Annotated in this window: 13 protein-coding genes; 8 read left to right on the plus strand and 5 right to left on the minus strand. The window is 59.0% G+C overall.

Annotation, left to right across the window (positions count from 1 at the left end; all coding sequences use genetic code 11):
• Positions 1-51 precede the first annotated feature (51 nt).
• From ACUXHH_RS02780 to hemB, 3 genes are read left to right on the plus strand one after another with little or no spacing between them, the layout of a single operon-like run.
• Positions 52-1,185 (plus strand): hydroxymethylbilane synthase, encoded by a 1,134-nt coding sequence (locus ACUXHH_RS02780; RefSeq protein ID WP_279742140.1) that lies wholly within the window; start codon positions 52-54, stop codon positions 1,183-1,185.
• 5 nt (positions 1,186-1,190) lie between these two features.
• Complete coding sequence (locus ACUXHH_RS02785) at positions 1,191-2,063, plus strand: uroporphyrinogen-III synthase (RefSeq protein ID WP_279742139.1); 873 nt, start codon at positions 1,191-1,193, stop codon at positions 2,061-2,063.
• A 56-nt stretch (positions 2,064-2,119) separates the two neighbouring features.
• Positions 2,120-3,121, plus strand: coding sequence for a porphobilinogen synthase (gene hemB, locus ACUXHH_RS02790; RefSeq protein ID WP_458390769.1), 1,002 nt, complete (start codon positions 2,120-2,122; stop codon positions 3,119-3,121).
• Positions 3,122-3,211: 90 nt separating this feature from the next.
• Here the strand turns inward: hemB and ACUXHH_RS02795 are convergent, their stop codons facing one another.
• From ACUXHH_RS02795 to ACUXHH_RS02810, 4 genes are all read right to left on the minus strand, one after another.
• Positions 3,212-4,393 carry a sugar dehydrogenase gene (locus tag ACUXHH_RS02795; RefSeq protein ID WP_458390770.1) on the minus strand — a complete coding sequence of 394 codons (1,182 nt, stop codon included), beginning with the start codon at positions 4,391-4,393 and terminating at the stop codon, positions 3,212-3,214.
• Between the two features lie 32 nt (positions 4,394-4,425).
• Positions 4,426-5,772 carry a glutamate-1-semialdehyde 2,1-aminomutase gene (gene hemL, locus ACUXHH_RS02800; protein ID WP_458390771.1) on the minus strand — a complete coding sequence of 449 codons (1,347 nt, stop codon included), beginning with the start codon at positions 5,770-5,772 and terminating at the stop codon, positions 4,426-4,428.
• 213 nt (positions 5,773-5,985) lie between these two features.
• Entirely contained in the window at positions 5,986-7,356 is a 1,371-nt protein-coding gene (locus tag ACUXHH_RS02805) for a threonine/serine ThrE exporter family protein (RefSeq protein ID WP_458390772.1), read from the minus strand.
• A 128-nt stretch (positions 7,357-7,484) separates the two neighbouring features.
• A complete protein-coding gene (locus tag ACUXHH_RS02810) occupies positions 7,485-8,180 on the minus strand; it encodes an exonuclease domain-containing protein (protein WP_458390773.1) in 696 nt (231 codons plus the stop codon).
• Positions 8,181-8,485: 305 nt separating this feature from the next.
• On the opposite strand from ACUXHH_RS02810, the gene ACUXHH_RS02815 reads away from it, so the two are divergent.
• The 5 genes from ACUXHH_RS02815 (at position 8,486) to ACUXHH_RS02835 (ending at position 21,692) form a co-directional block, all read left to right on the plus strand.
• Positions 8,486-9,541 (plus strand): DNA cytosine methyltransferase, encoded by a 1,056-nt coding sequence (locus ACUXHH_RS02815; RefSeq protein ID WP_458390774.1) that lies wholly within the window; start codon positions 8,486-8,488, stop codon positions 9,539-9,541.
• A 30-nt stretch (positions 9,542-9,571) separates the two neighbouring features.
• Positions 9,572-11,146 (plus strand): restriction endonuclease FokI C-terminal domain-containing protein, encoded by a 1,575-nt coding sequence (locus ACUXHH_RS02820; protein WP_458390775.1) that lies wholly within the window; start codon positions 9,572-9,574, stop codon positions 11,144-11,146.
• An 8-nt stretch (positions 11,147-11,154) separates the two neighbouring features.
• Positions 11,155-12,849 (plus strand): SIR2 family NAD-dependent protein deacylase, encoded by a 1,695-nt coding sequence (locus tag ACUXHH_RS02825; protein WP_458390776.1) that lies wholly within the window; start codon positions 11,155-11,157, stop codon positions 12,847-12,849.
• A 164-nt stretch (positions 12,850-13,013) separates the two neighbouring features.
• Positions 13,014-16,841, plus strand: a complete 3,828-nt coding sequence (locus tag ACUXHH_RS02830) for a PD-(D/E)XK nuclease family protein (protein ID WP_458390777.1) — start codon at positions 13,014-13,016, stop codon at positions 16,839-16,841.
• Between the two features lie 78 nt (positions 16,842-16,919).
• Positions 16,920-21,692: a UvrD-helicase domain-containing protein gene (locus tag ACUXHH_RS02835; protein ID WP_458390778.1), complete on the plus strand. Its 4,773-nt coding sequence runs from the start codon at positions 16,920-16,922 to the stop codon at positions 21,690-21,692.
• Positions 21,693-22,734: 1,042 nt separating this feature from the next.
• Here ACUXHH_RS02835 and ACUXHH_RS02840 read toward each other — a convergent pair.
• Entirely contained in the window at positions 22,735-23,736 is a 1,002-nt protein-coding gene (locus tag ACUXHH_RS02840) for a phosphotransferase (RefSeq protein WP_279742131.1), read from the minus strand.
• Positions 23,737-24,067: the final 331 nt, after the last annotated feature.

The raw sequence follows: 24,067 nt of genomic DNA on the forward strand, positions 1-24,067 counted from the left end.
CGGAGCGCATGTGCCTACGGGCTATCACACACATCACCGATAAGGAGAGATATGAGCCACCACGAGTACATCTTGGGCACCCGCGGGTCTGCTCTCGCCCTAACCCAAAGCCGTATTGCTGCTGAAACCGTTACCTCCCTCTACACCGAACACCAGGCACACCACAGCGCCGCAGATGCCGAGGTCGTGGACTTCACCCTGCGCACCGTCAAGACTGAAGGTGACGTACTCACCGGACCCCTGGCAACCCTCGGCGGCACCGGCGTATTCGCGGCGGCACTGCGCCAGCGTCTGCTCGACGGCGAGAACGCCTCCGAAGAAAACCGCGTGGACATGGCAGTACACTCCCTCAAGGACCTGCCCTCCGCACCCTGCCCCGGCCTGGTCATCGCCGCAACCCTCAAACGAGAAGACCCCCGCGACGCCCTCGTAGCACGCGATGGTCTGACCCTCGACACCCTGCCCACCGGCTCCCGCGTGGGCACCGGCTCACCCCGCCGTGCCGCCCAGCTACGTGTGCTGCGACACGACCTTGAAATCGTGGACATTCGCGGTAACGTGGGCACCCGCATCGGCCGCGTGAAGGGCCTTGAAGAGCACGCCGGCAAGCAGGTCGTACTCCGCCAGAATGCTGAAACCTCCGAACGAGCCGACCACGGGGTAGGCACCGAACGCAGCGGCGACTGCGACGCCGTGGTGCTTGCCGTCTCCGGCCTGAAGCGCCTGGGCAAGGAAGACCTCATCACCGAGTACCTGGACCCCACCCGCATGCTGCCCGCCCCCGGTCAGGGTGCGCTTGCCCTGGAAGTGCGCGAAAGCGAGTTCGAAAACCCGGACCCTGCCGCGCTGGCCGACGCCGAGGTGGCGCGCCCGGTGCGTGCCCTGGGCCATGCCCTGCTTGCCGCAAACCACTACGAAACCCGCCTCGCCGTCAGCGCCGAGCGTGCCCTGCTGCGCCGCCTCGAAGCCGGCTGCGCCGCCCCCATCGGTGCCTACGCGCAGGTGGTTGAGGGCGACCTGGTGCTCAACGTTGTGGTGGCCTCCCCGGACGGTACCGACATGCTGCGTCACACCTCGGCAACTGCTGAGCTGGATGTGCCCGGCGCCGAACGTCTGGGCGTGCGCGTGGCAGAAGACCTGCTGCAGATGGGTGCCGCTGCCCTGGCCGGGCTGGAGGCGAAGTAGACGCCATGTCTGCTTCGCGTTCTGAATCCTGGCAAGGCGACACCCCGCCTGCTGAAGCCCCGTGCACGGTTCTGTTGACCCGCTCCGCCGCGCAGGGCGCCGCCTTCGCACGCGCCCTCGCCGAGGAGCGCGCACAGAACGGGTTGGGGGAGCCCCGGGTACTCTTTGCCCCGCTGCAGCAGGCACGCACCGTCGAGCCGGGCGAAGAACACGCAGCCGTGTTGGAGGCGCTCGCCTCCGGCCAGTACGCGTGGGTGAGCTTCACGAGTGCCAACACGGTCCGCGCCTGCACCGAGCTGTGGGGCGATAAGTTCGCCCGCGCCTGCGCGAGTGGGGGAGTGCGCATCGCCTGCGTGGGCGCGGCAACCGCCCGCGCTGTGCACACCCAGCTGGGGCTGGGCACAGATTTTCAGCCGCAGGTGCAGAGCGCCGCCGGTATGCTCGCGGAGTTTGAACAGCCTGCAGCTTATGCCGCCGTGCTGGTTCTGGAAGGCTTCAACGCCCGCCCGACCCTGCGCGAGGGCCTCAAGAACCTGGGCTGGGACAGCCGCCGCTGCGTGCTCTACGACATGGTGCCCGCCGAGCAGGTGGCACCCGGAGAGCTGAGCCTTTCCGCCGCCCGCGTGCTCATACAGGGGAATGCCGTAGACACACCAGACCCGGATACCCCCGCGCCGGATGTGCTGGTGGTGACCGCCCCCTCCCGCCTGCACGCCCTGCTGGACGGCCCATCCGGACTAGCGCCCGAATCCGTGCCGCCGGTGGTGGCGATTGGGGCGAGTACCGCCTCCGCATGCCGCGCTCTGAACTTGCGCCATGTGCAGGCCGATTCGCCCTTACCGCAGGATTTGGCGCGCGCCGCCGTAGCCCTGATTTAGGCGCATCCTTCAGCTAAGACTTCACATTATTTCGAAAGAACTTTTCAGGAGAGATCATGAACCTCACCCGCCGCCCGCGCCGCCTGCGCACTACCGCAGCCATGCGCTCCCTCGTCGCTGAGACCACCCTGCGCCCCGCGCAGCTGATTCAGGTGTTCTTCGTTCGCGACGGCATCGACGAGCCGCAGCCGATTCGTTCCATGCCCGGTCAGTACCAGCACACCCTGGAGAGCATCATCCCCGCCGTGCGTGAGGCGTATGAGGCAGGCATCCGCTGCATTGACCTGTTCGGCATTCCCCGCGATGAGGATAAGGACGAGGTCGGTTCGACCGCCTGGGATCCGCAGGGCATCCTGAACCGTGCGATTGCGGTGTGCCGGGAGGAGTTCGGCGATGACCTGGTGGTTATGGCTGATACCTGCCTGGATGAGTTCACGAGCCACGGCCACTGCGGCGTGCTGGTTGATAACGGCCACGGCACGCCCGTGGTGGATAACGATCAGACAGTGGAGCTGTACTGCAAGATGGCGGTTTCGCAGGCTCGTGCGGGTACGCATACGGTGTCCCCGTCAGGCATGATGGACGGCCAGATTGCGGCGATGCGCACCGCCCTGGACGAGGCTGGCTTTGAGGATGTGTCGATTCTGGCGTATTCGGCGAAGTACGCTTCGGCGTTCTTTGGTCCGTTCCGTGATGCGGTGGAGTCCAGCTTCACGGGTGACCGTAAGACCTATCAGCAGGATCCGGCGAACCGCCGCGAGTCGCTGCTGGAGGTGCGCGCTGACCTGGAGGAGGGCGCGGATATGGTGATGGTGAAGCCTGCCGGTAGCTACCTGGATATTGTGCGTGAGGTGGCGGAGTTTTCGCCGGTGCCGGTGGCGGCGTATCAGGTGTCGGGTGAGTACGCGATGATTGAGGCAGCCGCTGCGAACGGCTGGATTGACCGTAAGGCTGTGGTGCTGGAGTCGCTGCGTTCGATTCACCGTGCCGGTGCGGATGTCATCTTGACCTACTACGGTACGGAGGCAGCACGCTGGCTCCGCGATCTGGACGCCTAAACCCCTCCCTCATTTAATGCCGAGAAGCCACATGCTGTACAAACAGTATGTGGCTTCTGAACGGTATAAGAGCGGTGAAGAGTAGCCCGCTTACTTGTACTGCGCCTTCTGGAAGGATGCGCGGCGTGCCGCCTCCTCCGCATGCTTACCGGCAGGCTTGTAACCCATGGTCGTACAGATAACGCGGCCGTCCACGAAGTACTTCGCCAACATTTCACGGTCCGCCGGCGAATCCACATCCGCCCAGCGTTCCTGCTCAATATTGAACGCAATCTGCGCCACCAAACAATCAATTTGGTGATCATTGAGCGCATAGTCGTGCTTGCGGCCGCTGGGAAGCAGAATCTCCAGCCTCCACTGGCTCGCGTCCTTCGGATTCAGCTTGATAGCGTCCGGGTTCCTCGGGTACACACGGAACGCGCGAACCTCAGAGTAGGGGCGGGACTTCGCCGGAAGGAACAGCCGCCCAGCCTGGAACGAATCCGGGTTGTACACCATGTAATCGCGGTTGTACATCAGCAGCATGAGAATCAGCGGAATGTACGCCGCCGCCAAGAACCAGGAGGCGTGACCGATATAGATCGCTTCCAAATCCTCGTCGATGCTCCAGCCCGCCAAGGACATCAAGAAGACAGAGGCGAGCAGGAACGCAATACCGTTGAGCACCCAGTAGGCGGTGCGATCGTTACGAATCGGCTCCACACCCGGCACGGTGCCGTGCACACGGAACGGTGCGCTCAGCTTACCCAGCGTCGCCGAGTAGATGCGCGGCATGCCCAGCACACGGTCGTCCTTACTGTAACCGCGTGCTTCGCGCCAGCCGCGGCGACCCCAGCGCGCCCCCACGTACACCATGAGGAACGGCAGAATCAGCGCCGGCAACAGAATGCCGTCGTACACGATATCCCAGTACAGGGTGAAGATAGAGACCGCCACAATCCAGCCCCACAGGTACATGACCACGTGGAACCAGCCGCTAAACACGCCAGCGCCCTCAATAGAATCCAGCTTCTTCTTCGCCTTCTTCGTGGCGTTACCCTTACGGGAAGAGCTCAACGGCGCACCCATCGCGGTACGTTCCGCAGTGGAGCGGAGCGCCTCATCAACGGGCGAACCGGATACCTCAAGGTACAGGTCGGCTGCCTTCTCCTTCTTGATGGGCACCGGGTAGGCGATATCTACCAGCAGGCACAAGCCCAAGTACACCATGAAGGCGATCAGCCACACATCGCGTAGCTGCTCCATGGGCAGTCCCAAGGCGCTCAGATCCATGAGCGGCTCACCTCCTTACTTCTCGCAAACCCTTACGCGGATGCGGCGGCGGCGGCAACCGGAAGAGCCGAGATGATACGTTCCATCGCCTCATCATTGTGGGCGGCAGAAACGAACCATGCCTCGAATGCGCTCGGCGGCAGGTACACTCCGGATTCGAGCATGGAGTGGAAGAACGCGTTGTAGCGGCTGGTTGCCGAGGCCTTGATGTCGGCGTAGTTGTGCACGCCCGCCTCGGAGGTACCAAACGCTACCGAGAAGAGGTTACCGGCGCTCTGGATGGAGTGGTCCACACCGGCGGCGTTGAACGCCTCGGTCAGAGCCTGCTGCAGCTGGGCGCTACGCGAATCCAGGTGCGCGTAAACGGCGGCATCAGCCAGGGTCAGGGTCGTAATACCCGCCGCAACCGACAGCGGGTTACCGGAGAGGGTACCAGCCTGGTAGACGGGGCCGACCGGCGCCAGGTGCTCCATGACCTCACGCTTACCGGCCAGCGCCGCGATGGGCATACCGCCACCAATGACCTTGCCGAACGTGAAAATATCGGGAACCCAGCCGCCATCCTCGGGAGCCGCGTAACCCCAGTAACCAGCCGAAGACACACGGAAACCGGTCAGCACCTCATCAAAAATGACGAGCGCACCATTCGCGTGAGCAATCTCGTGCAGGCCACGGTTGAAACCGGGCTCGGGGGTCACAACACCCATGTTGCAGGGTGCCGCCTCAGTAATAATTGCGGCAATTTGACCCTCATGGTTCGCGAACGCCTCACGCACAGCATCCAGGTTGTTGTAGGGCAGAACGATGGTCTCCGCGGCGGTTGCGGCAGTTACGCCAGCAGAACCCGGCAGCGCCAGGGTAGCCACACCCGAACCAGCCTCGGAAAGCAGCGCATCCACGTGACCGTGGTAGCAGCCCGCGAACTTAATAACCTTGTCGCGACCGGTCACACCACGCGCCAGACGAATCGCAGTCATGGTTGCCTCAGTACCGGTGGACACCATACGCACCTGATCAATCGCACCGGGAATTGCCGCGTTAATACGGTTGACCACCAGCTCAGCCAGCTCAGCCTCCGGCGCGCTCGCCGCACCAAACGACAGGCCGCGCTCAGCCGCCTGCTGAACCGCCTCAACCACCTGCGGATGCGCGTGCCCCAGAATCGACGGACCCCACGAGCAGACCAGGTCAACGTACTCGTTGCCGTCCGCATCGTACAGGTAGGCGCCCTTAGCCTTTGCCGCAAACGCAGGGGTGCCGCCCACAGAATTGAAAGCACGCACCGGGGAATTTACACCGCCAGGAATTACCGCGCGAGAACGCTCAAACAGCTTCTCGCTGGCTTCGTGGTGTAGCGGGTGGGTAGAGGAAGAAGTCATCGTATCGGTGCCTTTCAACAGGGACGGCGAACTAAAGAATTACAGGGGACGATACACACCGGGCGACAGAGCCTGTACGCTACTAACGTCCCGTACCTAACCATCATAGGCGCTACAGATGAACCGCAGGTGACAAGCACCTGAACGTACCGAAAGGTGACGATAAAACACAACCGACAGATTAGGTAACAGATAGGTGAAGAAACTCAGAAACTAACGCATATGCCGGTCAGTATCCAGACGGTGCAGCACCTGAGTGTCCTGATCAAACAACCAGTTCTTATCAAAGAGCAGACGCACAAACGCCAAGCCCATACCCAACGCCATGAAAATCAGCATGGACTGCACAAAACCGGTCGTCGCCGAATACATGTCACCGCTGGCAAAATGCGACATGGAACGATAGAACGGAACACCCGGAACCATCGTCACGACCGCCGGAACCGACAGCGAAATACGTGTGTACTTACGATGATGCAGCGGCGCCACAATCTCTGCCAAAATACCCACCCCAAACACGGCAATCGTCGCCGCCATATGCGCGGGCATACCCGCCTCCACCATGTAAATACGGGCGGGGTTCGCCACCGCAGCAATCACGCCACCCCACAGGCACGCCACCGGAGAGGCAGCAAAAAGCATCGCAAAGCCAGCCGCCGCAACACCCGAGGAAAGCACCTGCAGAAGCAAATACAGGGTCGGGTCAAGGTTAAGAGGCGCAGGAGCCGCCAACGGCAGGTGGAAGAGCGAACCCAAAACCCACACCGCAAACGACGCACTCAGCAACAACAAGCCCACATACGTCAGACGTGAAATACCCGCCAAAAAGTCCATACGAGAAATGTCGAGCATACCCGTCACCATGGGGAAACCCGGCACCAAGAACAGTACCGACGAAATAAAACCAATCATATGGTTCGGGCTAATCCAACCCGCCGCAACCAGCACATTAACAATCGCAATGTACAGACTCGCCGCCAGGAAGCCGCACGCCATCCACGTGGCCATATGGCTCACCCCGCGCTTGAGCAGAGTCGAACGCAAATACTGGCCAGCACCCGCCGCGAAGAACACAACCGAGCACTCCACCAGGCCGCCACGGTTCAGGAACGCGAACCCGGCACAGGCCACAGCCGACGCCAACGCCAGCATCCAGCGGGTGTACAGCGGCTTAGCCGAATCGATACGGTCCAGCTCAGCGTTCGCCTCCGCAGGGGTGATCTTTTCAGGAAGCTCAGAAATGAACTTACCCAACTGATCCAGCTTATGAGCGTTAATGCCCATCGTGCGTTGCTCAGCGACCTCGGTACGGAAATTACCGTCCGTGTACGAAGAGGTCGAAATTTCGGTGAAGGTCACCTGCGCGTGATGCTCCTTTAACCCCACAGCCTTCGCCAAACGCGCCATCGACGCCTTAATACGGTACGCACTCGCACCCGACTTCATCAGGATGCGGCCCAGGCGGAGCACCACCTGAGACTGCGCCACCAAATGCTCATGCGCTAGGCGGGTAGAGCCCAGATAGATACTGCGCGTGTTTGTATCCGGGTAGGGTTCGTGTGAAGGGTTGCGGTGATGGTCCATTGAGGGCGCTCCCGGGCTAATTTCTGTCAATGCGTTGTGCATACTCTTTTTAGCATAGGGGAGATGGCCAGCCGACGATAGCGTCAGCCTGTCAGCAAAGGCGAGATAGTTGGGTAGCCGAGGTGAGTTTAGCGACGCACCGGCCAGCGGCCGTCAATGACCTCAGATTCCTTACCCGGTTGCGTACGCAACCACGCCTGGAAGCTTGCCGCCTGCTCCGCCGCCCACTGAACCTGCTGCTCATGAAGCTGGCGTGCATCCACGTTGAGAACTTGCGGGAACTGCTCGGTGAGCTTCACCAGCAGACGCTCCGCTGCCAGGGCGTCATCAGCGGACGTGTGCGAGTTCTCCAGGGAGACACCGTACTCGGCGGCGAGAACCTCCAGGGTGCGCTTGCCGCGCTTACGCGGAATCACGTGCTTATGCAGAACGTACGGGTCGAGCACCATACCCGGCGGCAGCTCACCGTTGGCAATATTGTGGCGCAGCATCTCGTGGTGCAGCACCGAAAAATCGTAGGCGGCATTGAACGCAATAATCGGCACGCCGTCAAGGTTTAGCGCACCAATCGCGCCGGCAAGCTCCCACACGACCTCGCGGGCGGGACGACCGTGCTCACGTGCGTACTCGGTCGTAATACCGTGCACGGCGGCGGCACCGGCAGGAATCTCAACGCCGGGGTCAGCCAGCCACTCGCCACGGCGCACCACATTACCCTGAGGATCCAGCAGAATCAGGGAAGCAGTCACGATGCGGGCGGTGGTGACGTCCACACCGGTGGTTTCAAGGTCAAAAGTGGCGCGCAGGCCGTTCATCCAGGTCATGCTATAAGACTAACCCAGCGGAGAAGGAGGCGCGCGCCCGGTCGTCATTGGCTCCCCGACTAGTGAGCTGGAAGCTAGATATAGATATGGGACATCCAACAAGGGCATGTAAGTTGGGCGCTCATCGGAACGAAAGGGGGAGGCTATACATGTGGTTGCTTGTGCATTCGAATACTGAGAGGATGGTGATAATATGGTTTTTGCTTCAATTAAATATATTTTTAGATATTTTAATGTTTTCAATATTCGAAAATATGTGCAGCTAATGGTTATATTTTCGAATATATTAGTGTATAGTTGTGGGCATGGAATTTAAGCTAGGTGAACTTTTTTGTGGCCCCGGCGGCCTTGCCATTGGCGCAACTCGCGCTTCTATCTCTGACCCCGACTGGAAGATTGTTCACCAGTGGGCGACTGACTACGACGAAGATACTTGCAATACTTACCGCCAAAATATCTGCCCAGACCGCCCTGAGTCTGTAGTACATGCAGACATTCGAGAGCTTGACTACTCCGTGTTGAAAGAGCTTGGCGATATTGATGGTCTAGCCTTCGGCTTCCCCTGCAATGACTTCTCTACTGTGGGTGAGCAGAAGGGATTGGACGGCACTTACGGTCCGCTTTATACCTATGGTGCTAAGGCCTTGGAGATGTTCCAGCCTCTGTGGTTCCTTGCTGAGAATGTCGGCGGCCTTCGTAGCGCTAATGAGGGTAAAGCTTTTAACCAGATTCTTGAGACCTTTGAGAAGGCTGGTTACAAGCTCGTGACCAATCTCTATAAGTTTGAGGAATACGGAGTTCCCCAGGCTCGCCACCGCATTATTATCGTGGGCATTCGTAATGACCAGGATGTAGAATTCAAGGTTCCTTCTACTGAGCCTTATCGAAATCATGATGTGTCGGCTCGTACCGCATTGGAGCAGCCACCTATCACAGCTGAGATGACTGGTACCGAACTGACTAAGCAGTCGCAGGTCGTTCAGGAGCGTTTGTCATATATTAAGCCGGGACAGAATGCCTTTACTGCGGATATTCCAGAGCATCTTCAGCTGAAGGTTAAGGGCGCGAAAATCTCTCAGATTTATAAGCGTCTTCACCCCGAGAAGCCCGCTTATACCGTAACTGGCTCTGGCGGCGGCGGTACTCATATGTACCACTGGGCAGAGAACCGAGCGCTCACTAACCGTGAGCGTGCGCGTTTGCAGACATTCCCTGACGACTACAACTTTGCGGGTAGTAAAGAGTCTGTTCGTAAGCAGATTGGCATGGCAGTTCCTGCTGAGGGAGCCCGTGTTATATTTGAAGCGATTTTGAAGACTTTTAAGGGTGAAGAATATCCTTATCAGGAAGCTTCTTTCTAAACCTAAAGAAACTGCGAAGGAGTAGTTTTTATGGCTCGTAATACGTGGTGGGCTACTAGACCAAAGCGTGCTCTGCCCCCTGTTCCTCGTTGCCTGATGGCAATTGCCTATGAAGCTCAAGGTAAAGTCTGGAAATCATCCGGTAAAACAATGGAACTCACCATTGAGGAGAACCTTGAATTGGCTGGTCTCAAGACAAAGGGCAAACGTCGAGATCAGACGGGTGGCGGAGCCCGCACGTATCGAGCCTGGTTGAAAAGCCTCGGCCTTATCTTCATGGATAAGGACGGGAAACTTTGGTTGACCGATGCAGGGGAGGCGCTTGTCCAGAAGGAGGCGTCTCCTCTTGCTGTCCTTAAAAAGCAGGTTTTGGAGTACCAATTCCCTAACGCTTTTGCGTATAAGGGGGCGTCATCTGTTGATACTCGTTTTAAAGTTCGTCCCTCCATCTTTCTTCTGCAACTCCTGCTAGATGAACGTCTAGAAGGCTACCTTCATGAGAAGAACGAAATTGGAAAGATTGTCATTGCACACGGTATATCGAATAAAGCATCATGTGTCGGTGATGTTGTAACTCGTATCCTGAAATATCGTCGTATCGGGGACGCCTCGCTGGAAGATAACTACGTTGATTTGTACGCGACAAAACGTACGGTACGTGATATTGAGAAAATTTTCTCGAATCACGGGAGTATTGCAAATACCTTCGGCAATTGGCTGGGCTATACGCAGCTCATTGAAAGGTATAACAATATTTGGTCTATCGCTCCTGGAGCTGAGGACGAAGCACGAGAAATTGTTGAGAAATACGCTTCTAAGCCTTTGATTGCTAAGCCGGAAGACGAGGAATACTTCCAGCGCAGGTATGGTCTGCGACCTGGCAAGTTGAAAGATACCCGTCGTCTTGAAAGTCCGAGCAACGTCTCTTCGAAGATGATTGAGGAGAAGAATGTTCTTCTTGCTGCTGAGAAGTATGCTACTCAGCGTTTTATCAACGGCGTAGATGAGCAACTTATCTCTGATATTTCTTTCGAAACGGGTGTATCGCTTAAGGATACTGAACGTATCCTTTCTGCTAAGTATCCGAATGGTCTTGTCGATTCCTTCCTCTCTGAGTATGTTCAGATGGCCTTTGATTCACGTGATAGGGCTACTAAATTTGAGAAAACGACGACCTCAATTTTTGCCGATATCTTTGGGCTCTATGCTGAACACATCGGTCAGAAGGGTATCGTCCCAGACGTAGTTGTTGCCTCTCGTGAAGAGGGCTGGTCAGGCATCTTAGACAGTAAAGCATATGCCAAGGGATACAGCATCGGACATGACCACCGTAACCGTATGGTTGAGTACATTGAGCGATACCCGGAGTACGGGCCTGATTTTGCGGCTCTTGCCTTCTTCTCGTACGTGGTGTCTGACTACAAGAACTCGGTAACTCCTCAGATTCGTCTTATCTCAGAGAAATCTGGAGTTCCTGGATCTGTGATTACTGCACGCGATATTGTGCGTATGGTGGAACGCCACAAGAAAAAGCCATATACCCATGCGGAGATTCGCGAAATCTTCTCGTTGAACCGTGCAATTACGTTTGAAGATATTGGATAGGAACTAAAATGTCTTTTAAAGAAAATCTCAAAGAGCTATTTAAGGGTCAGAGCACTCCTTATCTTTTTGTTGGCTCAGGTTTTTCCAGAAGATATTTTGGGACACCTGGCTGGGAAGAACTTTTACGCGAAATAGCTAAAGCTTCTGGGATTCAGTATGGGAAATACGTTGATGATCCCAATGACCTTCCAGCAGTTGCTTCTGCGATGGCTGTCGATATTAAAAATTCTTGGTACGATGGAAAATTTTTAAAATATGATTGGTGCAATCCTGATAGCCTAGAAGATGCTGTAGGTTTAGGTGTAGATATGGCACTGAAATACATAGCTTGCCAGTTAACGGAAACCCGAGTAAAAGATGGTATTCCTATGTATTTCAAGCCTAATAACCCAACAGGGAAAAATGAATTTTATGAGGATGATGTATTGAGGGAAGAGTTGGATATTTTTTCCAGAATGAATCCCCCTGCAATAATTACCACTAATTATGATTCGGCTCTTGAGACTATACATAAAGGGTATCAAGTTTATGGAAGTCAGTCAGAGATGATTTCCTCATCTTTGCAGAATATTGGTGAGATATATAAAATTCATGGAACGGTTTCTAATCATGGGTCTATAGTGCTCACTCGTGAAGATTATGATCGTTTTGAGCAAAGGAATAAATACTTAATTGCTAAACTGTTGACGATATTTACTGAAAATCCAATTGTTTTTATTGGTTATAGCTTGTCGGATGAAAATATCAAAAACATTTTTAATGGTATTCAAGAGTGTCTTGAAGGTAGTGTGAATATTAGGGAGGCATACGAGCGGAAATTTATTTTCCTTAATCGACCTTCGAATGATGATGAAGAGCGGGTCTATACCACTGAGAAGTCCCTCTCAAATCACATTTCGATGAAAGTTACTGTGATTCAGGCACGAGATTTTCGGGAAGTGTTTAAAGCTATTTCTGAAACAAAAATTCAAGTTCCTGCAAAACTAGTTCGAATGTTTAAAGAGCAAGCATTTAGAATTGCTTCTGCAAAGGGTGCCTTGGAGACTATATATGCAATGCCAATTTCAGACCTTGAGCAGAAAATCGATAAGGAAAATGCAGAAATTCTTGTATCTGGAATTGGTATAGTGAAGCCCTCATTTAAACTGACGAAACTAGAGGATTTGCGCAGGATATTCCTCCATAAAGAGGACTACCCGGCATATGCATGTATTGAGGGAATTATTTCTCGAAAGGGTTCCTGGACCTGGACTCCAATTTTTTACTATATAAATAAACTGACGGCGGATGAATTGGGGCAACTTTCAGAGGATGATATTGAATTCCTTCAGGAAAGAATGAAGTTCTTGTCTTCGAATTATGATGCGCTTGGTGTGTCTAATCCGAGGGATTGCAGTGCCGAAGAAGTGGATCCCAAAAAATACAATGCCCCAATTCATATAAGGGATATGGTTTTTGGTGATGTGTTTAGTAGTAAGAATCAAAAGGATTATATTGAACCTACCCATAAGCTCCAGTGGGTATTGGATAAGCGTCCAGATGAAGTGGATGCGCAAAATCTTAGACAGTATCTTATTAATAATATGAGTTATGTTAAAAATCGGGGAGAGTTTGCGAAGGTTGTATGCTATCTCGATTGGATGGAAAACTGTGAAGGGGAAAATGTGAAATATATTCTGAATTATGAGAAGGATAAGAAATAGAATATGTACCTTTTGTGTAACTATTGAATCTCTGCTTTATGTTTATGAAGGTGTAGAATCTTACCAATAAACTATTTTCTATATTGTGTCGTAGTCGGTGTTTTTCTACACGTCAGTTGACGGGCGGCGGGGCGTACCCGCCGCCCACCCGATAGACTGAAACCATGACAACCCAACTTCTTACCGGCATCCCCGGAACCGGTAAAACCCACCACCTCACCGAACGCGCCCTGCGCTACCTTGCCGACGGGAACGACCCCGCTCGGCTGCTCATCCTCGCACCCACCCGCACCGCCGCGACCCGTATGCGAGACGTCATCGCCGCATCCAGCGACCGCAGTCTCTCCGTAGCACCCACCCGCGCCTGGGCAGCATACGCCTTCGATCTGCTCAAACGAGCCCAAACCCGGGGTCTACTCAGCGGCGTAGAAGGCAACCTCAAACTCCTCTCCGGCCCCGAACAAGACGTCATCATCGGCGAACTACTCGCCAACCACGCCGAAGGCATCGCACCCGGACCCGCCTGGCCCGACGTACTCCGCGACGCCCTCGCAACCCGCGGATTCCGCCACGAAATCCGCGACTTCTTCGACCGCATGGCAGAATACGACCTCACCGCCGAGGACGTACACCGCCTCGCCACCGAACACAACCAGCCCGCCTGGCACGCCCTCGCCCAACTGCACACCGAATACCGTGCCGTGCGAGCCCTCCGCGCCAAAAACGCCTACGACCCGGCAGTACTCATCAACGATGCCTGCCGACTGCTGCTGCGCGCCCCCGAATTCCTCGCCGAAGAACGCCGCCGCTACGACCTAATCCTCATCGACGACGTGCAGGAACTCGGCCCCTCCATCTACCGGCTGCTGCGCCTCATCGCCGCAGAAGTCGCCCCCGCAGACGCCGCGCACCTGACCGAAACCCACCCCGACCTCTTCGCTGAAGGTCCCCAGGTTGTCATGACCTACAGCGACGAAGCCGTCGTCCAGGGCTTCCGTGGCGCCCGCCCCGACCTCGTTACCACCCTGCAGGCAAGCTTCCCGAGCATGTGCACCCGCACGCTCACCACCTCGTACCGCCTGCCCGCACTTATGATGCCGCTCGTGGCGGATATTCGCCGCCGCCTGCCGCGCTACACCCGATTCGTGCCGCTCACCCCCGAGCAAGAGGGGGTAAAGAATAGCGCGCAGGAGGGGTCAAAGAACGGCGCGCCCGCAACCTTCGGACGCATCAACACCACCCCCGCCGACGAAAACCTCACCTGGGGCACCGCCGACGAACCCCTGCTGCACCTGGGCGCCGACGGTAAAATCCTCGACCCCGCACACTACCGCACCGCACCCGCCGGCGTGTATAAATATGCGCTCGCCAGCTCGCAGGACGAGGCGAACCTCATCGCTCAAATGCTGCTTGAAGAACGCATCTACGGCAACCACCCCTACCGCGAGTCCGCCATCATCGTGCGCAGTAGCGCGGATGTGGCGCGTATCCGCCGTGTGCTCTCCTCGAACGGTATTCCCTCGCGTACCTCCGCTGCGCTCGTGCCGGTGCGCGACGAGCCCGCCGTACGTCCCTTCCTCGATGCGCTTAATCTGCTCGTCTACGCCCGTAAGCGCGGCGAGAAGGCACTGAACCCCGCCGTGCACATGCCCGCGGCAGAAGCTACAGAGGCGGGGGAGCGCGGCGGCTACGAAGCCCTCAGCGCAACCGAAGCTGAAGAACTCATGCGCCGAAGCCTCGATGACGTCATCGCCGAAGAAAGCCGCGCCAACCCCCTCGGCGGCGCGCAGAGCGCTATCACCCTGCTCACCTCCCGACTCGGTGGCGCATCCAGCATGGACGTGCGACGACTCCGCCAGCAGCTACGTTCCATCGAACTGCAAAGCGGCGGCCACCGCCCCAGCGACGACCTGCTCCTCGGCGCACTGCTACACCCCGAAACCCTCCCCGAAGAGGGCGTAGGACGCGCCGTGCACCGCATCGCAGCCGTGCTCTCCGCCGGACGTAAAGCACTCGCGCGCCCCGAATCCACCAGCACCGAAGTGCTCTGGGCGCTCTGGGAAGCCAGCGGCCTCGAAAAGACCTGGGTTACCCAGTCGCGCGGCGCAGGCCCCGACGCCGACGCAGCCCACCGCAACCTCGATGCCATGATTGGCCTCTTCGAAGCCGCCGACCGCTTCGACGAGCAGATGCGCGGCGCCGGTGCCGAGCAGTTCCTCGACTTCATCGACGCGCAGGACCTACCCATGGACACCCTCGCCGCCCGCGGCGTACGCCAAGACGCAGTCGAGATTCTTACCCCCGCGCTCGCAGCAGGTCAGTCCTGGCGCACCGTATATGTATGCGGTCTGCAGGAAGGCACCTGGCCCAACACCACCGTGCGCGGCTCCCTGCTGAGCACCGGCGACCTTGTGGACCTATGCGATGCGCGCCTCCGCCAGCGTGCCCAGCAGACAGAACAGCAGGCGGGGGAGGAGGAGCCTACGCCGCCTGCCCGCATCCGCAGCTACCCCGAACGCGTGCGCGACACCCGCCACGACGAGCTGCGCATGTTCGCCGTCGCTGCCACCCGAGCCAGCACCCGCCTCGTACTCACCGCCGTACGCAACGACGATGAAGCACCCGGCGAGTTCTTCGACTTCGTCCTACCCGCCGACGCGGTCGGCGACTCCACGGACGTGCCCATTACCCGCGTACGCCGCCCCGCCACCCTGCGTTCCCTGGTGGCGGAGCTTCGCCGCACCCTCGTTGAGGAGTCGCTGAACGCGATGCGTGCCGAAGACGCTCAGGACGGCACACAGGCCGGAAACGCACCGGCTGAAGACGCACTCACCCCGGAGGCTTCCGCGTACCGACTTGATGCCGCCTCCCGCATTCTGGCGCGCCTGGCGAATGCGCAGGCCCCCGGCGCCTCACCCGACGAGTGGTGGGGTCTGCTGCCGCTTTCTAGCACGGAACTACTCTTTGCGCATAACCCGGCAGACCACGCTGAGCTGGCCGAAAACCATGCCGAAGAGCCTGCCGAAAACCCCGGCCGCCGCACCATTATGCTCTCGCCCTCGCGCCTGGAAACCATTCACAGCTCCCCGCTGGATTGGCTGGTTTCTGCCGCCCGCGCGGAAGCCCAGACCGACCTGTCCCGTTCCCTCGGCACGCTTATTCACGCCATCGCCGAGGAGTACCCGACCGGCACCCTCGAAGAGCTCCAAACCGCCCTCGACGAGCGCATTAGCTCCCTCGGCGTTCCCGCCCGAAAGGACGATGAAACCGACGAAGAGTACCGCGAGCGCGTGCCCTGGGAATCCTACGCCCTCTACGAGCGCGCCAAGCGCATGATTCTGCGCCTGAGCTACTACTACCGTCAGCACATGGGCGACGCCGGCTGGCAGAACCTCGGCGTTGAAGGCTCCTTCGCGGTGCGTGTGCCCGTGCCCTTCGACCCCGCCGGTGAAGTCGGCGAGCTGGACGCGCTGCTCACCGGTCGTGTGGACCGCCTCGAGGGTACCGCCCCGGCGGAGGACGACACCCGCCGCTACGCCATTGTCGACCTGAAAACCGGCAAGTCTAAGCCGAGTGGGTCGGAGATGGAGACGCATCCGCAGCTTGCCGCCTACCAGATTGCGGTGGAGGCTGGTGCGGGTGAACAGCTGGAGGAGCGTTACCGTGCCGAAGCTGCCGCCTTGGAGGCGGGCGAACCGCTACCGGATGCCCGCCCCCAGGAGCTGGAGTACACCGGCTATACGGGTCGTTCCGGAGGCGCGGCGCTCGTGCAGCTGGGCGCCTCGGGCGTGAACGATGAGAGCAAGACTCGCCTGCAGGTTCAGCCCGCCCTGACGGAGCACGATTCGTGGGCGGCTGAGCTGGTGCAGCACGCCGCGGAGCTGATTGCTGGCTCGCAGGTACAGGCTCGTCACCGTGAGGGTGGCTACGGGTGCCGTCTGCCGGAGATTTGCCCGATTTGTACGCGCGGCCGTCAGGTGACGCAACCCTAGTAGCCGCGTACCCCCGTTTACTTTCGATATCACTCACCCCGAACCTCCCATGAGAATGATCCATGAGGAAGAGGAATCATGACTGACTCTGGCGCATACGGCGCTGATATGCACAGTGCTACTAACCTCGGCGCTCAACCCGGTTCTGGCACCGACATGCTCACCCCCGCCCAGTGGTGCGAGCACAATAGCTGGCAGCTGCCCAACGGCGTGCTCTTCTCGGCAGAAGCCGTCACGAATGACCCCGCGCTGAAGCCTACCGACTACCGCAGTGCCCTTGACATTGCCGAGATGCTCAACGGCGCTGACGGTAAGAAACCGACCCCCGAGCAGGTACGCATGATTGAGGCGGGCCCTGCCCCGACCCTCGTCATTGCCGGTGCCGGTTCGGGTAAGACTGCGACCATGGTTGACCGCGTGATTTGGCTGGTCGATAACGGTTTTGTACGCCCTGAAGAGGTTCTCGGCGTGACCTTCACCCGCAAGGCGGCAACCGAGCTGCGCAGCCGTATGCGTGCCGGCCTGAATACGCTGCGCCGTAGCCGTCGCGTCGCCCCGACCGATGAGGAGCTGCGCGAGGGCGTCGCTGACCCGACCGTGCTCACTTACCACTCCTACGCGAATAACCTGGTCAAGGAGTACGGTCTGCGCCTGGGCGTGGAGCAGGACGCACAGATGCTTGGCGATGCGCAGAAGTGGCAGCTTGCCGCGCAGATTGTGCAGTACTGGGAGGGGGAGCTTCCCCTCGATAAGGACGGCGTGCCGGTCTCTGCGGCGACCATGATTAACCAGATGCTGCAGCTTTCTGACGAGTGCGCGGAGCACCTGGTGGAGCCGCAACAGGTCATTGACTTCTGCACCGAGCAACTGGCGGCGTACGCGGCGGTGCCCGAGCCTCGCCGTGAGACGAAGACTGAGAAGGACATCCTGAAGGTTCAGCGTCTGCTGCGGAACCGCCGAGTGTACGCGCGTATGGCGGTCAGCTACGCCCGCGTGAAGTCGCGCATGCAGGTGCTGGATTTCGGTGACCTGATGCGTTTTGCCGCCCGCATTGCGGAGGCTGACCCTGCGATTCGCGAGGGTGAGCGTGCCCGTTTCAAGGTGGTTCTGCTGGATGAGTTCCAGGACACTTCGCACGCGCAGATGAGCTTGTTCTCCTCGATTTACGGTGCCGATGAGGCGGCGGGTATTCCGGCGCATCCGGTGATGGCTGTGGGCGACCCAAAGCAGTCGATTTACGGTTTCCGTGGTGCTTCGGACGGTCAGATGTTCAGCTTCTACCGTCATTTCCCGACTGAGCATGTGCAACCGCTGTTCCTATCCATTGCGTGGCGTAACGACATTTCGGTGCTGAACGCAGCAAACCACGTGGCGGAGAAGCTGAAGGAGGTTCCCGAGTGGGTGCGTGCCGCTGACGGCGATATTACCGCCGCTCAGGTTCCTGACCTGCGCCCGCGCTGCGCCCTGATGGGGGAGCCTGGTTCGCCCGCTTTTGAGCAGGCTGCCGCGGGCATGGTGGGGCGTGTTGATTTGACGTACCATGACTCTGACCGCGAGGAGGCTGTGGCTATCGCCGAGCGTATTGCGGCGATGCGTGCGCAGGCGGTGCGCGAGTATGAGCGTGCCTACGCGGCGCATCGTTCCGGTGATGGTTCAGTGCGTCCGTGTCTGAAGATGCCCGAGATTGCGGTGTTGGCGCGTGTGCACGGTCAGCTGGAACCGATTCGTGTGGAGTGTGAGCGCCTGGGTATTCCGGTGCAGCAGGTGGGTTTGGGCGGCTTGCTCTCCCAGCCGGAGGTCGTGGATTTGGTGTCGGCGTTGCGTGTGCTGGCTGATCCGAACCGTTCGGATGCCCTGGCGCGCCTGCTGACGGGTGCGCGTTGGCGTTTGGGTGCGGCGGATATGTTGGCGCTGGGCGATTGGGCGCAGTCTCTGGTGCGTGAGCGTGAGCGTGCCCTGCGTGAGCAGATGGCGTTGCGTATGCTCGCCGAGGCTGAAGACGCCGACGACGCAGCTGCTATCAACCTGCAGGCGGAGCACCTGCGTGCCGCCCAGGAACGTCTGGACGAAACCCTCAAGGGCGCGGTGGAGGATTCCTCCGGTTACGCCTCCCTCATCGAGGCGGTGGAGAACCTGCCGCAGGACAGTGTGGACGGTGAACCCCTCTACGGTGAGCAGTACCGTGGCCGCCGTTTCTCCCCGGCGGCGCTGGAACGTCTGCGTGCTTTTGCTGAGCAGATGCGCGTGTTGCGTGCCGGTTTGAGTGAGGATTTGGGCACGCTGCTGTACGAGATTGAGCGGACTATGCTTCTCGATATTGAGTTGGCGGTTCGCCCGGGTACCGACCCGCTGGGTTCGCGCGCGAACTTGGACGCTTTCCACGAGGTTGCTGCCGCCTACGGTATGTCGGCACCGCGTATTAACGCGATGATTTACGCCGGTTCTGACGGTGTGAGCGCGGAGGAGGACGATCCGGGTGCGCGCCGCTTCCTGCTGTCTTCGGGCGGTGTGAGCTACGTGATGGGCTTCCTCGCCTGGCTTGAGCGTGCCGATGATGAGGAGAAGGGCTTGGCGTTGGGCACGGTGGAACCTGACCCGAACGCGGTGCAGCTGATGACCATGCACGCCGCGAAGGGCCTGGAATGGGATCATGTGCTTCTGCCTGGTCTGTGCGGTACTGCGACCGGCGGGCAGACCCCGAACCTGTGGCAGATGTCGGCTAATGCGGCTCTGCCCTGGCCGCTGCGTGGCGACCGCGAGTACCTCCCGTCAATCCTTGAGAGTGCGGAGGAGATTACCGCCTTCGAGAAGGCGAAGAACCTAGAAGACTACCTGGACGAGCATAAGGAAGATGCCGCCGAGCACGCCGGCATGGAGGACCGCCGCCTCATGTACGTGGCGATGACCCGTGCCCGTAACCTGCTGGCGATGAGCGCCTACCGCTGGAAGAGCTCCGCTACGCAACCTCAGCCGGTGCAGCCCTTCTGGGAGGAGCTGATGGAGATGCTTTTCAAGTCGCTCTTCAGCATGGGCACGCCCACGGTAGATGCGCCCTCTGTGCGCTTCGAGGAGACGATGGATACCCCCTGGGCGGCGCCCCAACTGGTGGGTATGGGCCTGTCGTATACGATTCCGAACCCCGCTGATAAGCGCAAAAAGGTGCACCTGAACCATGTGCGCCGCTGGGTTGATCAGCTGGCTGAGTCGAAGTACCGCCTGACCGAGCCGGTGACCCTGGTGCACGGTACGGTCGTGGACCCCTCGAATCTGCCGCCCACCCCTGATGAGGCGGCCTTGCTGGAGGGTCTGGACCTCTACCCCGTAGACGCTGATGAGCTCACCCCCGAGCAGGTGGAGGCACGCGCGAACGCTCGGGCAACCTACGCCGAGCAGGTGCAATGCTACGCATGGGCGCTGGTTGAGGTCATGGCTCCCGCCCTCGCGCAGGATTGGCAGCTGGCGGCTCCTTCCGTACGAGCACGCACGGTAGCGGAGAACTGCACCCGACTGAACCTGCCGGTGCCCGAATGGATCATCGAAGCCACCGAGCGGGAGAAATGGAGTGAGGCGCAACCGCCTCAGCCCGGTTTTTCGCCCACGGTGGTGGCGGCGCTGCCGATTGAGGTGCGCGGCCAATTCGCCCAGAAGAACTACGAAGACAGGAACCCGAACCTGGGTGCGGTGCTGACCGCCATGTGGCCTTTTGACCCGCTGGAGCGCCCCGTGATTTGGCGTTGGGCTTCTGATGACGCTCTCACGCAGGGCACGAAGGAGGTGCTTCGCCGCGGTCAGCATGAGCACCTGGAGCGTGAGATTGCAATTAACTCCTCGAGCCGTCGCGAGGCGGTGGAGCGTGCCGCCCTGGCGGTGGAGCTCGCCGTCGGCGCGGGTGACGAGGGTACTCCGTATGAGGGTACCGAGTTTGGGGCGGCAGGGGAGAGCGCAAGCAGCCCTGTACCCGCCGCATCCACAGCGCATGGTGAGTCCGCCATTCCAGAATCCCTACGCCAGCAGGTGGTGGACTGGGAACGCGAAGCCGACCTGCTTCTGCTCATGAAGGGTCAGAGAGACCCGGTGCTCAGCGATCAGCTGCCGGGGCACCTGTCCGCCTCCACGTTCATCCGCCTGAGCGAGGACCCGCAGGGCACGGTGCATCAGCTGATGCGCCCGGTGCCTCAGCGTCCCTCGCGTGCGGCAACGATTGGTACGGCGGTACACGCGCTGATTGAGGAGCACTTCGGGGTAGTGCCGAGCGCTGACCCGCTGGAAGCACCCGATGCGGAGGACACGGTGGGCGTTGACCTGCCTGGTTCCGCTGCCGCCTCCACCGCGCCCGCTGAGCCTGCAGACTCCTCTGATTTTGCAGACCTGCAGGAACAGGACGAGTTCACCTTCGAAGATGCCTACGAGGAGTCCGAGAGCGAATTGGAGGCCTCCGTTCAGCGCCTCTGGGAGCGCTTCGCCGATAGCGAGTGGGGCAGCGACGAGTGGAAGGACCGCATCTGGGCGGTCGAGTACCCGGTCGAAACCCATATTGAGGGCGTAAGCCTGCGCGGCCGTATTGACGCGGTGTTCCGTACCGAGGACGAGGACGGTGAACGCTGGGTCCTGGTGGACTGGAAGAGCGGTTCCCGCCCAAAGATGGCGACCATGCAGTCTCGACGCTTCCAGCTGGGTCTGTACCGTATCGCGTTCTCCCGCATTATGGGCGTGGACCCGGAGCGTATCAGCACCGTGTTCGTGTACCTGGGCGGCAAGGGCGTTGCGGAGGTGTGGGATCACCAGATCCATGGCGGCCTACCCACGGAGGCACAGCTGGCGAAGGTGATTCGTGAGGCGCGCAAGGGCTAGGTAGCAGGTCTAAACAGCGTCAGGTAGGCGGCGCTCGCGTACTAGCGTGCCCCGCTAGTATGCGCCGTGCCAGTCTGCGCAGTGCGAGCACAAGCTGTCACCGAATATAGAAAAAGCAGCTCCTGTAGGCTTTGCGCCTCGTGAGCTGCTTTTCTGTGCGGACTTTTACGGGGTAATGCCAGAGGACGCCTCTTCACCCCACTGCATTAGGGTGAGGAGGCGTCCTCAGCCGCTGAAGAACTATAGAGCTCCTTCGTGCCCTTGTCCGGGAAAGAATCGCGCCGAACGACTGCCGCTCTCGCGACCTCACTCGCGCCGCCGACGCCCCGTGGGGTTTGCGTGCGTCTATACTCTCAAACACAACCTTGAAAGTAGCTCTATAGTTTTCTGCCATCGGTGATTGGTTGCGCGGTGCATGAATCCGGCTCGGGTCTGACATGACTGGTCAGGGCCCCGTCCAATCTGTCTCCCCTTTTTATCGCTGCCACGATATCAGCACTGGTCAGTGCGCTATGGGGAATGTGTCCGCAGGTTTTCTTGCGGCACAGCAAAAGTATTCCAGGAGTTTTTGAAAAAATCTATAGGGAAAGTTTTTGCCCCAAAATGCACTATTTTGAGCGTAGCTCAAGGTCAAATTGAGGCTCTGTGGACTCTTGAAATCAAAAGTTGGTTTATGTGGATTTATAGTGCATTTGCGCTCAGGAAATATTGTGAATAGCATCTTTACCGCACCTTTAAGTCTCAGCCTTAATCTGAGCCATTCCTGTACAAAAATGCAAAACTGGCAGTCAAAAGGTGATGGGAAACACATAAAAAATATTGATAAAAAGCCCGCTAAAGCCCCTCCGCTAGCCCTTATAGACATGATTCTGCCGGTTTGACAGATACCCAGGACAACTGATTTCACTAGGCACAGGTCAGAGGATATAAACCCGATAGATACACTTCAGCCCCGCAGTGCAGTACTGCGGGGCTGAAACGAAAACCTATGCGGTAGGTGGCACCCTGGCGGGCAATAACCTAGCGGGCAGCAATCTAACAGCTACTCGGTGGGACCGACCAGCGGGCCGACCTCCTCCTGACCGAGCAGTTCGCCGGAAGCTCGCAGGTCGTCCTGAATGTCCAGGAGCATGGACACTGCGTGGGTTGCGCCGTCGCGGTCGCCGATCTCTACGGTATGGGTGAGCCACTGGGCGATTGCAAACTCCGCGTAGAAGTTCGCGCGCTGCGCCAGGTAGGCGTCGGGTAGCTGAGGCATCTGCTGGCGGTACACCTCGATTAACTCGTCGGTGAAGTCGATGTCCTGGCAGGAGTACAGCCAGGCGAAGTCCTGCGCGGGGTCGCCCACGTGCACATCGGACCAGCCGGTGACTTCTACGATGCGTGCCGTCGAGGGCGTGACGTGCAGTACGAGGTTCTCGGCGCCCATGTCACCGTGGACCACGCGCGGGCGGAACTGCCACAGGGGTCCGGGGGAGAGCACGGTACGCCAGTGTGCGAGCAGATCGGCGGGAACCTTGCCGGTTGCGGCCGCACGCTCGAGCTCGGCGTTCTTACGCCGACGGATCTGCTCCGAAGAGTAGGAGGGCAGGTCGGCTTCGTAAATAATGTCTTCGGGCATCACGTGCAGGGTCGCGATGTCTTTGGCGATGATGGATGCCAGGGAAGGGCGGTTCGCTGCAACTTCGCGCCGGCTCAGCTCGGCGAGCTGGTCCACGTCGTAGATGGTGCCGGGGATGTGCGTGTACACGAATACGTTGCCACTCGCGTAGGGTACGGTGCTGGCGACGGTGGGTACGGCGAAGGGCAGTCGGGCGCGAAGGCCGGGGCTGAACGACTGCAGGATGAGGTGTTCAGCTTCAAGACGCATGCTGGCGTCGGGGCGGCGTGGAGCGCGCACTCGCCAGCGGCGACCGGTGGAGTCGGCGATGATTGCCGAGTCGAAGTCGTCGCTGTCTTCGCGGACTGGTTCGGCGCCGACAGGGTAAATCCCGGGCACTCCGGCGGAGACAATGGCTGCTAGCTGAAGGGGAGATAAAGTCACGGGTTAAGGTTACCAAACCAATATGTACCGTTTAGTAGTTTTTGGGATATTTATGTCAAGCGGTGAAGATACTTGTGGACAAGCCTAAACGTGCTTATCTGCGTATTCCTGCGCATTTCGTTGAGCTTCTAACCGTGCGGGTCCAAGGCGGGTTCCTCACACCCTGATTCCTCACGCCCTGAACGAAAGCAACAGTTAAGAAGCCGCGGTGGGTCTGGAGAACACAGGCTGGGAGAATACAATGGAAGACCGGCTATCACCGCCTCGCGCACCCGTATGCCCCGCGAGAGCGTATACCGCCTGTCCGTACCGCCCGCCTTACTGATGGAGC

This window comes from Rothia sp. 110740021-2, assembly GCF_054263775.1.

Coding starts and splice junctions, on each gene's coding strand:
- ACUXHH_RS02780 (WP_279742140.1), top strand. CDS start 52: ATGAGCCACCACGAGTACATCTTGGGCACCCGCGGGTCTGCTCTCGCC.
- ACUXHH_RS02785 (WP_279742139.1), top strand. CDS start 1,191: ATGTCTGCTTCGCGTTCTGAATCCTGGCAAGGCGACACCCCGCCTGCT.
- hemB (WP_458390769.1), top strand. CDS start 2,120: ATGAACCTCACCCGCCGCCCGCGCCGCCTGCGCACTACCGCAGCCATG.
- ACUXHH_RS02795 (WP_458390770.1), bottom strand. CDS start 4,393: ATGGATCTGAGCGCCTTGGGACTGCCCATGGAGCAGCTACGCGATGTG.
- hemL (WP_458390771.1), bottom strand. CDS start 5,772: ATGACTTCTTCCTCTACCCACCCGCTACACCACGAAGCCAGCGAGAAG.
- ACUXHH_RS02805 (WP_458390772.1), bottom strand. CDS start 7,356: ATGGACCATCACCGCAACCCTTCACACGAACCCTACCCGGATACAAAC.
- ACUXHH_RS02810 (WP_458390773.1), bottom strand. CDS start 8,180: ATGACCTGGATGAACGGCCTGCGCGCCACTTTTGACCTTGAAACCACC.
- ACUXHH_RS02815 (WP_458390774.1), top strand. CDS start 8,486: ATGGAATTTAAGCTAGGTGAACTTTTTTGTGGCCCCGGCGGCCTTGCC.
- ACUXHH_RS02820 (WP_458390775.1), top strand. CDS start 9,572: ATGGCTCGTAATACGTGGTGGGCTACTAGACCAAAGCGTGCTCTGCCC.
- ACUXHH_RS02825 (WP_458390776.1), top strand. CDS start 11,155: ATGTCTTTTAAAGAAAATCTCAAAGAGCTATTTAAGGGTCAGAGCACT.
- ACUXHH_RS02830 (WP_458390777.1), top strand. CDS start 13,014: ATGACAACCCAACTTCTTACCGGCATCCCCGGAACCGGTAAAACCCAC.
- ACUXHH_RS02835 (WP_458390778.1), top strand. CDS start 16,920: ATGACTGACTCTGGCGCATACGGCGCTGATATGCACAGTGCTACTAAC.